The organism is Actinomadura kijaniata (genome assembly GCF_014138665.1).
Classification (GTDB): Bacteria; Actinomycetota; Actinomycetes; order Streptosporangiales; family Streptosporangiaceae; genus Spirillospora; species Spirillospora kijaniata.
In genome coordinates this window covers 159,112-172,449 of the sequence record NZ_JACJIA010000003.1, presented here as the reverse complement: position 1 = coordinate 172,449, position 13,338 = coordinate 159,112, and the positions used below count along the sequence as shown (strand labels likewise).

12 protein-coding genes and 1 riboswitch are annotated in these 13,338 nt (G+C 75.5%); of the genes, 7 read left to right on the top strand and 5 right to left on the bottom strand.

The window, feature by feature from the left end:
- From HNR61_RS12855 to HNR61_RS12840, 4 genes are all read right to left on the bottom strand, one after another.
- Positions 1-1,656 carry an acetolactate synthase large subunit gene (locus HNR61_RS12855; protein ID WP_182843373.1) on the bottom strand — a complete coding sequence of 552 codons (1,656 nt, stop codon included), beginning with the start codon at positions 1,654-1,656 and terminating at the stop codon, positions 1-3.
- A gap of 110 nt (positions 1,657-1,766) precedes the next feature.
- The gene (locus HNR61_RS12850; RefSeq protein ID WP_182843372.1) at positions 1,767-2,786 is read right to left on the bottom strand and encodes an LLM class F420-dependent oxidoreductase; all 1,020 of its coding nucleotides are present in this window, start codon (positions 2,784-2,786) and stop codon (positions 1,767-1,769) included.
- Positions 2,787-2,919: 133 nt separating this feature from the next.
- Complete coding sequence (locus HNR61_RS12845) at positions 2,920-3,120, bottom strand: DUF397 domain-containing protein (RefSeq protein WP_182843371.1); 201 nt, start codon at positions 3,118-3,120, stop codon at positions 2,920-2,922.
- Positions 3,117-3,959 (bottom strand): helix-turn-helix domain-containing protein, encoded by an 843-nt coding sequence (locus tag HNR61_RS12840; RefSeq protein WP_182843370.1) that lies wholly within the window; start codon positions 3,957-3,959, stop codon positions 3,117-3,119. Before HNR61_RS12840 ends, HNR61_RS12845 begins: the two co-directional genes overlap by 4 nt.
- 448 nt (positions 3,960-4,407) lie before the next feature.
- Between HNR61_RS12840 and HNR61_RS12835 the strand changes: the two genes are divergently transcribed.
- Positions 4,408-5,067, top strand: coding sequence for an ATP-binding protein (locus HNR61_RS12835; RefSeq protein WP_182843369.1), 660 nt, complete (start codon positions 4,408-4,410; stop codon positions 5,065-5,067).
- A 10-nt stretch (positions 5,068-5,077) separates the two neighbouring features.
- Here the strand turns inward: HNR61_RS12835 and HNR61_RS12830 are convergent, their stop codons facing one another.
- Positions 5,078-5,710, bottom strand: coding sequence for a TetR/AcrR family transcriptional regulator (locus tag HNR61_RS12830; RefSeq protein ID WP_182843368.1), 633 nt, complete (start codon positions 5,708-5,710; stop codon positions 5,078-5,080).
- Positions 5,711-5,729: 19 nt separating this feature from the next.
- Positions 5,730-5,924, top strand: a riboswitch (cobalamin riboswitch).
- 45 nt (positions 5,925-5,969) lie between these two features.
- Between HNR61_RS12830 and HNR61_RS12825 the strand changes: the two genes are divergently transcribed.
- Genes HNR61_RS12825 through HNR61_RS12800 form a run of 6 tightly spaced genes read left to right on the top strand, consistent with a single transcriptional unit; the run spans position 5,970 to position 13,333 of the window.
- Complete coding sequence (locus HNR61_RS12825; protein WP_182843367.1) at positions 5,970-8,114, top strand: putative cobaltochelatase; 2,145 nt, start codon at positions 5,970-5,972, stop codon at positions 8,112-8,114.
- Positions 8,114-8,716, top strand: coding sequence for a cob(I)yrinic acid a,c-diamide adenosyltransferase (cobO, locus tag HNR61_RS47620; RefSeq protein WP_182843366.1), 603 nt, complete (start codon positions 8,114-8,116; stop codon positions 8,714-8,716). The genes HNR61_RS12825 and cobO overlap by 1 nt, the downstream gene beginning before the upstream one ends.
- Positions 8,717-8,727: 11 nt before the next feature.
- Entirely contained in the window at positions 8,728-10,062 is a 1,335-nt protein-coding gene (locus tag HNR61_RS12815) for a cobyrinic acid a,c-diamide synthase CobB (RefSeq protein ID WP_312897924.1), read from the top strand.
- A complete protein-coding gene (locus tag HNR61_RS12810) occupies positions 10,059-10,868 on the top strand; it encodes a GNAT family N-acetyltransferase (protein ID WP_182843364.1) in 810 nt (269 codons plus the stop codon). Before HNR61_RS12815 ends, HNR61_RS12810 begins: the two co-directional genes overlap by 4 nt.
- 3 nt (positions 10,869-10,871) lie before the next feature.
- Complete coding sequence (locus HNR61_RS12805; RefSeq protein WP_182843363.1) at positions 10,872-12,002, top strand: cobalamin biosynthesis bifunctional protein CbiET; 1,131 nt, start codon at positions 10,872-10,874, stop codon at positions 12,000-12,002.
- Positions 11,999-13,333, top strand: coding sequence for a cobalamin biosynthesis protein (locus HNR61_RS12800; protein WP_182843362.1), 1,335 nt, complete (start codon positions 11,999-12,001; stop codon positions 13,331-13,333). Before HNR61_RS12805 ends, HNR61_RS12800 begins: the two co-directional genes overlap by 4 nt.
- Positions 13,334-13,338: the final 5 nt, after the last annotated feature.

Sequence of the window (13,338 nt, the reverse complement as noted above, 5' to 3'; positions counted from 1 at the left end):
TCAGAACGGGTCGGTCAGCTCGCCGAGGCGGTCGGTCAGGCGCAGGTTGTGCGAGTAGTCGACCGGGACCGCCACCACCGAGACGCCGTCGTGGTCGAGCGCCTTGCGCAGCGTCGGCAGCAGCTCGTCGGCGGAGGTCACCTGGTAGCCCTGCGCGCCCAGGCTCTCGGCGTACTTCACGTAGTCGATCCCGCCGAACCGGATGTGGGAGCTGCGGCCCAGCTCCAGGTTCATCTTCCACTCGATCAGGCCGTAGGCGTCGTCCTGCCAGACCAGCACCGTGAACGGGACCCTCTCCCGCACGGCCGTCTCGATCTCCTGCGAGTTCATCAGGAACGCCCCGTCGCCCGTCGCCGCGAGGACCTTCCGGTCGGGGCGGGCGAGCTTGGCGGCCAGCGCGCCCGGCACCGCGAAGCCCATCGAGGACAGGCCGTTGGAGACCAGCAGCGTGTTGGGCTCGTAGGTCGGGTACATGCGGGCCATCCACATCTTGACGGCCCCGGTGTCGGCGAGGACGACGTCGTGGCGGCCCATCACCTCGCGGATGTCGGCGACGACGCGGCGCGGCGACAGCGGGAAGCCGTCGTCGGCGCGGCCCTGCTCCAGCTCCTCGCGCATCATCCGGCGGATCTGCTCGCCGGTGCCGGTGGCGTCCCAGCGCCGGTGGACCGCCTCGCCGAGCTGCCGCAGCGAGTGCGAGAGGTCGCCCTGGATGCCGACCTCGACCGGGTAGTGGTCGTCCACCTCGGCCGGGAACTGATGGATGTGGATGATCTTCTTGTCGGCGTTGGGGTTGACCTTGACCGGGTCGAACTCCTGCAGCTCGTAGCCCACGGCGATCAGCACGTCGGCCTCGTCGAACCCGAAGTTGACGTAGTCGTGCCGCATGAACCCGACCGCGCCGAGCGCGTTGCGGTGGTCGTCGGGGAAGACGCCCTTGCCGTTGAACGTGGTCGCGACCGGCAGCCCCAGCCGCTCGGAGAAGTGGACCAGCGCGTCGGAGGCGTGCGCGCGGGTCGCGCCGTGCCCGGCCAGCACGATCGGCTGCCGCGCGCGGGCCAGCACGTCGGCGGCGCGGGCGATCTGCGCGGGCGACGGCTCCTGCGGGCGCACGACGTTGCGGGGCAGGGGCGCGAGGTCGGCGGGCACCGGCGCGGACTCGACGTCCTCGGGGATGGCGAGGTAGACCGCGCCGGGGCGCTCGGTCTGCGCGGTCTTGAACGCCTTGCGGACCATCTCCGGCAGCGCCCGCGCGGTCGGCGCGAGCTCCGACCACTTGGTGATCGGCCGGAACAGCGACACCAGGTCCACGATCTGGTGCGACTCCTTGTAGATGCGGTCCAGGCCGACCTGCGCGGAGATCGCGACGACGGGGGTGGAGTTGGTGGTGGCGTCGGCGACGCCGAGCTGCAGGTTGATCGCGCCGGGGCCGAGGGTGGCCGAGGCGACCCCGGCCCTGCCGGTGAGGCGGCCGTAGATCTCGGCCATGAACGCGGCGCCCTGCTCGTGGCGCACCAGGACGTAGCGGATCGGGGAGTCGTTGAGCGCGTCGACGAAGTGGATGTTCTCCTCGCCGGGAATGCCGAACACGTACTCGACGCCTTCGGCCTCCAGGGTGCGGACGAGGAGCCGGGCTGCGTCGCTCTGGCTGGACATCGTGTGTCCTTCTTCCGGTTGCTGCTGGGTGAGGTCCGGACGTCTGGTGCAGCCCGGTCACCACGCCCCCTATTCCGCCGCGCGTTGTGAGCCACGCCACCCGGGCGGGCTCAGCCCTTGACCAGGTCGCGGAGGGCGCGCAGCGTCGGCTCGTCCTTCACGCCCGCCACCAGCAGGGTCGTGACCGGGCTGTCGCGCCACAGCTGGAGGCGCTCCCGGATGCGGCCGAGCGGGCCCAGCAGCGAGATCGCGTCGGCGAGGTCGTCGGGGACGGCCTTCACCGCGGCGGCGCGGTCGCCCTTCAGGAACAGCTCCTGCACGCGCGCGGCCTCCTCGGCGTAGCCCAGGCGGCCGATCAGGTCTAGGTGGAAGTTGCGGTCCCGGGCCCCCATCCCGCCGATGTAGAACGCCAGCGGGATCTTCGCGAACTCCAGGGCGGCGGCGAGGTCGTCGGTGACGATCGTGGTGACGGTCGCGGCGATGTCGAAGCCGTCCGGGCGGCCGCGCAGCGACTCCCCGAACAGCGGCTCGATCTGCCGCGGGTCCACGAACAGCGGCAGCCAGCCCTGCGTCAGCTCGGCGGCCAGCGCGATGTTCTTCGGCCCCTCCGCGCCCAGGTAGACGGGGATCTCCGGGCGGAGCGGATGCACGATCGACTTCAGCGGCTTGCCCAGGCCCGCGCCGCCCGGGTGGGGGAGCGGGTAGTGCGGGCCGTCGTTGGTCACCGGCGCCTCGCGCCGCCACACCTGCCGGACGATGTCCAGGTACTCGCGGGTGCGGGCCAGCGGCCTGGGGAACGGCTGCCCGTACCACCCCTCCACCACCTGCGGGCCCGACGCGCCCAGCCCGAGGATCACCCGGCCGCCCGACAGCGCGTCCAGGGTCAGCGCGTGCATCGCCGTCGCCGCCGGGGTCCGCGCCGACATCTGCACCACCGCCGTCCCCAGCCGGATCCGGGACGTGCGGGCGGCGTACCAGGTGAGCGGGGTGAACGCGTCCGACCCGTACGCCTCGGCGGTGAACACCGCGTCGTAGCCGAGCCGTTCGGCGGCCAGCACCGTCTCGGTCTGGTCCTCGGGGTGGCGCTGCCAGTAGCCGACGTTGATGCCGAGCCTCAGTTCCGCCGTCATGGATCACCCTCCGGTAGTCGACGAGGGCGATAGTAGAACGTGTTCTAGTTCGGCGGAAGGGGCGGGCCCCCGGACGGGCCGCGGCGGGCATGCCGCCACGACCCGTCGTGAGGGTGCGTTCGGGTGGGGTGGATCAGTGCGCGCGGGCGGTCGCCAGGAACGCGCGCCAGTCGGCGGGGGACAGGATCAGGGCCGGACCGCCGCGGTCCTTGGAGTCGCGCACGGCGTGCCGGTCGCCCGTGAGGGAGGCCACCTCGACGCACTGGTCGCCGCTACCGCTGTGCGACGACGTGCGCCAGATGGCCGTGGTGAGTTGGCGCTGGAGGTCGTTCACTGGCTGCTCCCTGCTGCCTCGCGGATGTACCGCGCGGACTCCTCGGGGGACAGGGCCACCGCCTCGATCCGCTCGAAGCGGTCTCTGTGTTTGGCTATTGCCTCCGCGCTTTCGAGATAAACGTCACCCATGGTGCCCTCTACGTAGGCGATATCGGGGTCGGCGCGGTCCGGGAACGAAAGGATCGTGAAACGCCCGTCCAGGCCGGCGTGTTCGTTCGCCTCGAAGGGGACCACCTGCACCGTGACGTTCGGTCGCTCCGCCGCCTCGGCCAGTGACGCCAGCTGGCTCGACAGCACCCGGCGTCCGCCGATGGGGCGCAGCAGCACCGACTCGTCGATGACCAGGTGGAGCTCGGGGGCGTTCGCGCGGCCCAGCACCCGCTGCCGGATCTTGCGGGCCGCCAGCCGCCGCTCGATGTCCTCCGGGCGCGGCAGCAGCCGCCCCGCCGTGATCACGGCGCGCGCGTAGTCGTCGGTCTGCAACAGGCCGTGGATGAGCTGCGGGTCCCAGTTGCGGATCTGCGACGCCCCGTCCTCCAGCGCCGCGTAGCTGCCGGAGAACACGTCGGCGTAGGCGGTCCACCAGCCGCGCTGCCCCGCCTCGCGGGTCAGGGTCAGCAGCGCGTCGCGCTCGGGGCTGGGCACGCCGTACAGGTCGAGCAGCCCGGCGACGTCCTCGACCTTGGGCCGGGTCTGCCCGGTCTCCACCCGGGAGACGGTGGCCCGCGACCATTCGAGCCGGTCGGCCACCTCCTGCAGGGTCAGTCCGCGGTCCTCGCGCAGGTTCCGCAACTCGCGGGCGAGCCGCCGACCGCGCACGGTTGGCCGGTAGGTCATGGCGCCGCCTGGTCTGGACTGAGGAGTGTCAAGATCGGGAGCTTGCGAGCGATCCTGTAAGCGACGAGGGAAGACCCGGCGTCCGAGCGCCGGGACCCGCCGTGCCGGAGGTGCGGCAATGGACAGGTCATGGCGGGCAGTGTCCACGCTCCGCGGCCGACCGGCAACGGAAACGACGAAAACGGTCGGCCGGACACGGCCAACGGGGGTCGTCACCGGTCACGGGGGTGCGGAACGCTCCCGACCGTCACACCGCGCCAGAACAATATGCCGGAGGTGGTTGCGGGGATGAGAATCCCACGAGACGCTGAATCGTGACGACTCGGGGACCGAAAGTGACGAAGCGGTCCGGGGCGGCGCGGGCGCGCCGGACGCGCGGCCGCCTCGCGCCGCCGGTCACGCGCCGTGTCGCAGGGGCAGGCGAGGGCACGCAACGCGGGAGGAACCCGTGAGGATCTCGGCGGACAGCAGCACCGGAACGGACCCGGCCGGAGACCCGGCCGGAGACGACGACACCTGGGACGAGGCCTGGAACGGGGGGAGCTGGGACGGCGACGTCCGGGACGACCACGTCCGCGACGACGACGGCCGGCGGCCGGACCCGGGGGGAGGGCGGCCCGGACGGGTCTGGGCGCTGCCCAGCGGCCCGGCCTGCGCCTCCCACGCCCGCCGGGTGCTCGGGGAGGCCCTCACCGGGCTCGGCGTCCCGCGCGACACCGTCGCCGACGCCCAGCTCATGGTCAGCGAGCTGGCCACCAACGCCTACCAGCACGCCGGGGACCACGGCCCGCACGAGCTGTGGCTCTACCTGGGCGACCCGCCCGCCGTCCCGGACCTGCCGTGGACGCCGCCGGGCGCCCGCCCGACGGCGGAGATCCGCTGCGCGGTGTTCGACGGCCACGCCGACGCCCGGCTGCCCGGCTACTCGTGGACGTCCGGCGACTGCGGACGCGGCCTGAGCATCGTCCGGGAGCTGGCGGAGGGCCGCTGGGGGGTGCTGCGGACGCTGTCGCGGCTGGGCCCGCCGGTGCGGGGCAAGGCGGTGTGGTTCGCGATCCGGGTGACCGAGCGGATCTCGTTCGGCGACGAGGAGCCGCGCTCGGTCTAGGCCGTGTTCCCTAGCCACCGCCGGGTCCGGCCACCGCCGGGTCCGGCCGTTCCCCCAGCGCGGGCGCGATGTCGGTGAGCATCGTCAGCAGCGAACGCGTCAGCAGCGTGTGCACCTGCGGGCGGGTCAGGGTCCTCTCCTGGAGCCACTGCCGGGTCGCCGCCTCCGCCAGGCCCGAGTAGGCGCAGCCCACCGCCCGCAGCGTCGCGTCCGGGTCGGGATGGCCCAGCACCGACAGCAGGTGCCCGACCGTCAGGTCGCGGAACCGGTTGACGATCCGCAGCAGCTCGGGGTCGCGGCCGAAGCCCTCGGCGTCGATCGCCGCGAACCAGGTGGTCGCGTTGGTCTCGGCGGTGTCCAGGTAGCGCGCCACGCACAGGTCGGCGGCCTCCGGCAGCGGCAGGCCCACGTCCGGCGGCGGGGCCTGCACGGCGGCGTCGGCGGCCAGCTCCCGCACGACCTCCAGGAACAGCTCGCGCTTGGTCCCGAAGTAGTAGTGCAGCAGGCCGCGGCGCACCCCGGCCTCCTCGGCGATCGCGGTGGTGGAGACCTCCGCGTAGGGCAGCTCGGTGAACAGCCGCCGCGCCACCCGCAGGATCTGGTCGCGGCGCTCGTCGGGGGACAACCGTCGGTAGCGGGGCACCCGCCCAGCCTATGCCGCGACTTGGGCCGATTCCGGCGGTATGCCATCCTGGGCGGCGACGGACACGGAGGAACTCCGGTGCGAATCCGGGGCTGTCCCGCAACTGTGACCGGGGAGTTCCGCCTCAGCGCGGGCCACGGCGGCGACGCTGGAAGGCCGAGGGGGAACGGCGATCCGGGAGCCAGGAGACTCCGGCCGTCGGACGCGACCGCTGTGGACATCCGATGGGCGTGGACACCCGACGGAAGGAACGTGACGCATGCCCCCTGCCGGGCAGGACAACGCCGTGGAGCCGGACTCGGCTCGCACCGGGGACGACGGACCCGACACCCCCGAGCTCCCCGGGACCACCCCCGCCGCGACGGGCGGCCCCGAGCCGAACGCCGCGCGCACGCCCCGCTACCCGTTCTCGGCCGTGGTCGGCATGGAGGACCTGAAGCTCGCGCTGATCGTGAACGCCGTGTCGCCCGCCGTCGGCGGCGTGCTGGTGCGCGGCGAGAAGGGCACCGCCAAGTCGACGATCGTGCGGGCGCTGGCCGACCTGCTGCCGGGCGTGCGGGTGGTGGCGGGCTGCCGGTTCTCGTGCGACCCGCGCGACCCCGACCCGGCCTGCCCCGACGGCCCGCACGCCGGCGGCGAGGACGCCGTCGAGCGGCCCGCGCGGCTGGTCGAGCTGCCGGTCGGCGCGTCGGAGGACCGGCTGACCGGGTCGCTGGACATCGAACGGGCGCTCACCGAGGGCGTCAAGGCGTTCGAGCCGGGCCTGCTGGCCGCCGCGCACCGGGGCGTGCTGTACGTCGACGAGGTCAACCTGCTGCACGACCACCTGGTGGACCTGCTGCTCGACGCCGCCGCCATGGGCGAGTCGCACGTGGAGCGCGAGGGCGTGTCGGTGCGGCACGCGGCGCGGTTCCTGCTGGTCGGCACGATGAACCCGGAGGAGGGCGAGCTGCGGCCGCAGCTGCTGGACCGGTTCGGGCTGACCGTGGAGGTCGCCGCGACCCGCGACCCGGCCGAGCGCGCCGAGGTGGTGCGGCGGCGGCTGCGGTTCGAGGAGGACCCGCGCGGGTTCGCCGCCCGCTGGGCCGTCGCCGAGGCCGAGCTGGCCGCCCGTATCCAGGCCGCGCAGGCCCGGCTGGCGGAGGTCGAGCTGACCGACGCGGCGCTGCGGCAGATCACGGCGGTGTGCGCGGAGTTCGAGGTGGACGGGTTGCGCGCCGACCTGGTGACCGCGCGCGCCGCCATGGCGCTGGCCGCCTGGAACCGGCGGACCGGCGTCACCGACGACGACGTGCGGACGGCGGCGCGGCTGGCGCTGCCGCACCGGCGGCGGCGCGACCCGTTCGACGCGCCGGGCCTGGACGCCGACCGGCTCGACGAGATCCTGGAGCGCCACCGCGAGGAGGAGCCCCCGCCGCCCGCCGAGCCCGAGTGGCCCGAGGACGACCCCGACGACCCGGGGCCGGACGGCGGTGGCGGCGGCGCCCCGCCCGGCGACGCGCCGGACGGGGCCGTCCCCCCGTCACCGAACGGGCAGACCGCACAGCCCGAGCAGCCGGAGCGGCCCGAGAGCGGCGCGTCCCCGGCCGGGGAGCAGGAGGCCGTTCCCGCCGACGACGCCTACAAGCCGCGCCTGTTCACCGTTCCGGGCCTGGGGCAGGGCGCGCCGGGGCGGCGGTCCAAGGCGCGCAGCCCGCACGGGCGGGTGTCGGGCTCGCGGCCCGGCGACGGCGGCGTCCACCTGAGCGCCACGCTCCGGGCGGCGGCCCCGCACCAGCGGTCGCGGGGCCGGACCGGCCCGGGGCTGCTGATCGCGCCGGGGGACCTGCGCGAGCCGGTGCGCGACGGCCGCGAGGGCAACCTGGTGCTGTTCGTGGTGGACGCCAGCGGGTCGATGGCCGCGCGCCGGCGGATGCGGGCCGTCAAGGGGGCCGTGCTGAGCCTGCTGCGCGACGCCTACCAGCGGCGCGACAAGGTCGGGCTGGTCACGTTCCGGGGCCGCGACGCGGAGCTGGCGCTGCCGCCGACCTCCTCGGTGGAGGCCGGGGCGCGGCGGCTGGAGCGGCTGCCGACCGGCGGCCGCACCCCGCTGGCGGCCGGGCTGCTGCGGGCCGCCGAGGTGCTGCGCGTCGAACGGCTGCGGGACCCGGCGCGGCGTCCGCTGCTGGTGCTGGTGACCGACGGCCGCGCCACGCACGGACCGGACCCGGCCGCGGTGCTGCCGCTGCTGTCGGGGGTGGCCGCCGTCGTGGTGGACTGCGAGGGCGGGCCGGTGCGGCTCGGGCTGGCCGCCGCGCTGGGGGCCCGCCTGGGCGGCGAGGTCGTGAGGTTGGACGAGCTGGCCGCCGACGGGCTGGCCGGAGTGGTGCGCGAGGCGCGGAAGCCCGTGAAGAGGAGTGCGTGATGCCGCAGGGCAAGCCGGAGTACGTTCCCGACGACGGGCTGACCACCCGGCAGCGCCGCAACCGGCCGCTGGTGATCGTGCACACCGGGCCGGGCAAGGGCAAGTCGACCGCCGCGTTCGGGCTGGCGCTGCGCGCCTGGAACCAGGGCTGGCCGATCGGGGTGTTCCAGTTCGTCAAGTCCGCCAAGTGGCGGATCGGCGAGGAGACCGCGCTGCGGGTGCTGGGCGACAGCGCCGAGGGCGGCACCGTGACCTGGAACAAGATGGGCGAGGGCTGGTCGTGGATCCAGCGGCCGGGCAGCGAGGCCGACCACGCCGCCGACGCCCGTGAGGGCTGGGAGCAGATCAAGCGGGACCTGGCCGCCGAGACCTACCGGCTGTACGTGCTGGACGAGTTCACCTATCCGATGAAGTGGGGTTGGGTGGACGTGGAGGACGTCATCGCCGTGCTGCGGGACCGGCCCGGCAACCAGCACGTGGTGATCACCGGCCGGGACGCCGACCCGCGGCTGGTGGGGTTCGCCGACCTGGTGACGGAGATGGGCAAGGTCAAGCACCCGATGGACCAGGGGCAGAAGGGGCAGAAGGGCATCGAGTGGTAGCCGTTCCGCGGATCGTGATCGCCGCTCCCGCGTCCGGGAGCGGCAAGACGACCGTGGCCACCGGGCTGATGGCGGCGCTCACGGCGCGCGGGACGGCCGTCTCGCCGCACAAGGTCGGCCCCGACTACATCGACCCCGGCTACCACGCGCTGGCGACCGGCCGTCCGGGCCGCAACCTCGACCCGTGGCTGACCTCGGAGGAGCTGGTCGTCCCGCTGCTGCGGCACGGCGCGGTCGGGGCGGACATCGCGGTCGTCGAGGGCGTGATGGGCCTGTTCGACGGCGCGACCGGGCACGGCGAGGGCGGCCGGTCCGGCGGGGACTTCGCCTCGACCGCGCATGTCGCGGCGCTGCTGGAGGCGCCGGTCGTGCTGGTGGTGGACGCGTCGGCGGCGGCCGGGCGGTCGGTGGCGGCGCTGGTCCACGGGTTCCGGTCCTACGGGAACGTCCGGCTGGCCGGGGTGATCCTCAACCGGCTCGGCTCGGCCGGGCACGAGGCGATGTGCCGGGAGGCCGTGGAAGCGCTGGGCCTGCCGGTGCTGGGCGCGCTGCGCCGCCGGCCGGAGATCGCCAAGCCGTCGCGGCACCTGGGCCTGGTCCCGGCCGCCGAACGGCACGCCGACGCGGTGGAGACCGTGCGGCGTCTCGGCGAGCTGGTGGCGGAGTCCTGCGACCTGGACGCGCTGGTGGCGCTGGCCCGCGGCGCCCCGCCGCTGGACGCGCCCGCCTGGGAGCCCGCGACCGGCGACCCGGTGCCGGGACGGCCGGTCGTCGCGGTGGCCGGGGGAGCGGCGTTCACCTTCGGGTACGCCGAGAACGAGGAGCTGCTGCGCGCCGCCGGGGCCGAGGTCGTGCGGTTCGACCCGCTGCGGGACGAGGCGCTGCCGGAGGGCGCGCGGGCGCTGGTGATCGGCGGCGGGTTCCCCGAGGTGTACGCGGCGGACCTGGGGGCCAACGAGCCGCTGCGCAAGGCCGTGGCCGCGTTCGACGGCGCGGTCTACGCCGAGTGCGCCGGGCTGCTGTACCTGGCCCGCGAACTCGACGGCACCCCCATGTGCGGCGTGCTGGACGAGGTCACGGCCACGATGACGCCGCGCCTCACGCTCGGGTACCGCGCGGCCGTCGCCGTCGCCGACTCGGTGGTGGCGCGCGCCGGGGAACGCGTGCGCGGGCACGAGTTCCACCGCACCGCCACCGACCCCCCGCACGGCGCGACGCCCGCGTGGCAGTGGTCGGCGGAGGGACCGGCGGGGTTCGTCCGGGGGCGGTGCGTGGCGTCGTACCTGCACCTGCACTGGGCCGCGACGCCGCTGTTCGCGCGGCGGCTGGTGGAGGCGTGCCGGTGAGCGGCGGGAGGACGTCCGGCGGGCCGGTCCGGCCGTTCGCCCGGTGGACGCCGGCCGACTGCGGGCCGCACCGCAGCGAGCTGCGGACACTCACCGCCAACGCCGCGTCGGTCCGGGTGGCCGGGAAGTCCGGGTTCCGGCTGGAAGGGGTGGCGCGCGGGGCCGGGCGGGTCGCGGGCCGCGACGTCGACCGGTACGTGTTCGACCTGATCGAGCCGGACCTCGACGCGGACCTAGACGCGGATCTCGACTCGGTCGCGGTCGGCGGGTCGGCGCCCGTTCCGGCGGCGGCTTCGCCAGGCTCGACGCCCATGACCCACGACATCACGGCGAACGTCGCGGCGATCGCGGCGGCCGGGGAGCGCACCCTCGTCCTGCACACGGGCGACCGGACGGGCGAGGCCGCCCGCCGGATGCTGCCCGCCCTTCCCGACGTGTGCTTCACCGACCCCGGCGAACGCGCCGACGACGCCGTCCGCGCGGCGGCCGCGCACGGCCTGGCCCAGCTCATCGTGGTCGGCACGATCGACGCGCTGGCGGACGGCGTCCCGCTCGCCGAGATCACCGCCGACATGGGCGGCCTGCCCGAACCGGCCGCCGCCGTCGCCGGCTCCTCCCCGGCCCGGGTCTACGGGTTGTGGGAGGACGCCGGGCTGCTCGGGCCGTGCGGCCGCGAACTGTGCCGCCGCGTCGCGCTGCGCCTGGAGGAGATCGTGGACGGGAGCGTCGCGGCGCAGGTCGTGATGGTGGACGCCGGTGGCACGCGCATGGTCGGCATGTACGGCCGGATGGCCCGCACGGGGTGAGCGATGATCACGGTGATCGGCCATGGGCCGCCCGCGTTGACGCTGGTCGCGACGGCGTTCGCGCGGGCGGGCCTGGACTGGGACGGCGCGCTGGTCGTGTCGGCCCCCGAGGAGGGGCTGCGCCGCGCGGTCAACGTCTGCCGCGCCCACCCCAAGGTCGCGGTGCTGACCGGGCCGGACGCGGGGCCGGCCGAGCTGGCGCGGGCGCTGTTCCCGCAGTCGCCGCGCGCGTTCGTGGTGTGCGAGGACCTGGGCGGACCGGGCGAGCGGATCGTGCACGTGCGCCCCGCCGAGGCCACCACCCGCCCGTGGCGCGACCCGTCGGTGGTGCTGGTGCTGGCGTCGCACACCGGCGCGGCCACCGACGCGCACCCGGAGTCGGAGGACGTGTCGTGGGTGCGGGGTTCGCGGTCGGGGCCGGCCGGATGGGCGCTGGGGGAGGAGGCGTTCGAGGGGGAGGTGCCGGGCGCGGAGGTGCGCGCGTTCGCGCTGGCGAAGCTGGGGCCGCGCATCGGTGACCTGGTGTGGGACGTGGACGGCGGCGGCGCGGTGGCGATCGAGTGCGCCCGCCTGGGCGCGGCGGCCGTGGCGGTCGCCCGCGAACGCGCGGCGTGGGAGCGGACCAAGGCCGACGTGCGCGCCCACGGCGTGCGGGTGGCGGTCTCCCGGGGCGAGCCCCCCGAGGTCTTCACCCACCTCCCCGACCCCGACGCGATCTTCCTGGGGAGCGCGGAGCCCGAGGCGCTCCGGGCGAGCGCGATCCGCGCCCTGCGCGCGGTGGTGGCCCTGACCCGCGACGAGACCGGGGTGGGCCCGGCCCTGGAGATCCTCCGCGCGGAGGGCATGCGGGCCCACGCGGTCCACCTGGCCGCGACACCGGCGCCGGGCCCGGCGCGCTCGACCTTCGTCGTGTGGGGCGAACGCGGCCCCGCGACCTCGGAGCCCCCGCGCGCCCGCCCCGAACGCCGCCCCCAAACGATCACCCCGCTCCCAGAGGCCCCCGGCGACCCCGAGCCCCCGAAGGCCCCACACCCGCCGCAGGACCAGGGAACGCCGGACGGGACGGGGGCCGCCGCGCGGATGGCGGGGCGGCCCGGTCGTCCGGTGCGTGGGGCCGGGGAGCGGGGCGGATGATCGGGGTCGTCGCGGGCTCGGCGGGTGGGCGTTCCGCCGCCGAGACGCTGGTCGCCGCCTGGCCGGAGGAGACGCGGCTCGTCGAGGCCGGGCGGGCCGCGGACGCGTTGCGGGACGCTGTCGCCCGATGCGCGGCGGTCGTCGCGTTCATGCCGGTCGGCGCGGTCGCGCAGGCGCTGGTGGGGCATCCGCCGACCGGCGTCCCGGTGGTGTGCGTGGACGAGAGCATGCGGTTCGCGTTCGCGCTGCTGGGGGAGCACCGGGGCGCGTACCGGCTGGCCCACCGGCTGGCCCCGGTGCTCGGGTGCGTGCCGGTCTCCACCGCGACCGGGACCGAGAACGACACCGTGTCCCTCGCCGGCTACGGGGCCGATCTCGGCTTCACCGTGCACGATCCGGCCCTGCTCCCGCACGTCGAGGCCGCGGTGCTGGCCGGGGAGCCGGTCGGGCTGGAGGGCGCCGACGGCTGGCCGCTGCCCGCGCTGCCGCCCAACGTCGGCACGCACGACGCCCCCGCCACCGGCATCCTCGTCACCGACCGCGCCGCGCTGGAGTGCATGTGCCACGAGGGATGGTTCGGGAACCGCCTGGTCTACCGGCCGCCCTCGCTGGTCGTCGGGGTCGGCGCGTGCGCGGGCACCGGGGCCGGGGAGATCGCGAAGCTCGTGGACGCCACGCTCTCCGCCGCCGGGCTCGCCCCCGAGTCGGTGCGGTGCCTGGCGACGGTGGAGGTCAAGGCCGACGAGCCGGGTATCCGCGCGTTCGCCGAGGAACGCGGCTGGCGGGTCATCGCCCACCCGGCCGACGTGCTCGCCCGCGTGCCCGTGCCCAACCCCACCGACGCGGCCCGTGCCGGGGTCGGGACGCCCAGCGTCGCCGAGGCCGCCGCGCTGTGGACGGCCCGCTCACTGGGCCGGGGCGGCGAGCTGGTCGCCGAGAAGCGCAAGTCCGCGCACGCCACCGCCGCCGTCGCCCGGCTGGCCCCCAAGGGGCGGCTGACCGTCGTCGGGCTCGGCCCCGGGGACCGCGACCTGATCACGGCCCGCGCGCGGGCGGCGCTGCGGCGGGCCTCGTTGGTGATCACCGACGCGCCGGTCGCCGACCTGGTCCGCCCCGGCACGCTCGTCCTGCCGGAGGAGGCCCTCGACCTCGCCTTCGAGGAGGCCGTGCGGGGCCGGGCCGTCGCGCTCGCCAGGCCGGGCGACGGCTCCTGGGCGACGGCCGTCTCCACCGACGCCTTCCTCCTCGAAAAAGTGCCCGGGATCACAGGAGATGCGCGCTTTGCCCCGCATTCGTGCGACCCTGTTCTGCCCCCACGAGATGACGCCTGAGGAGG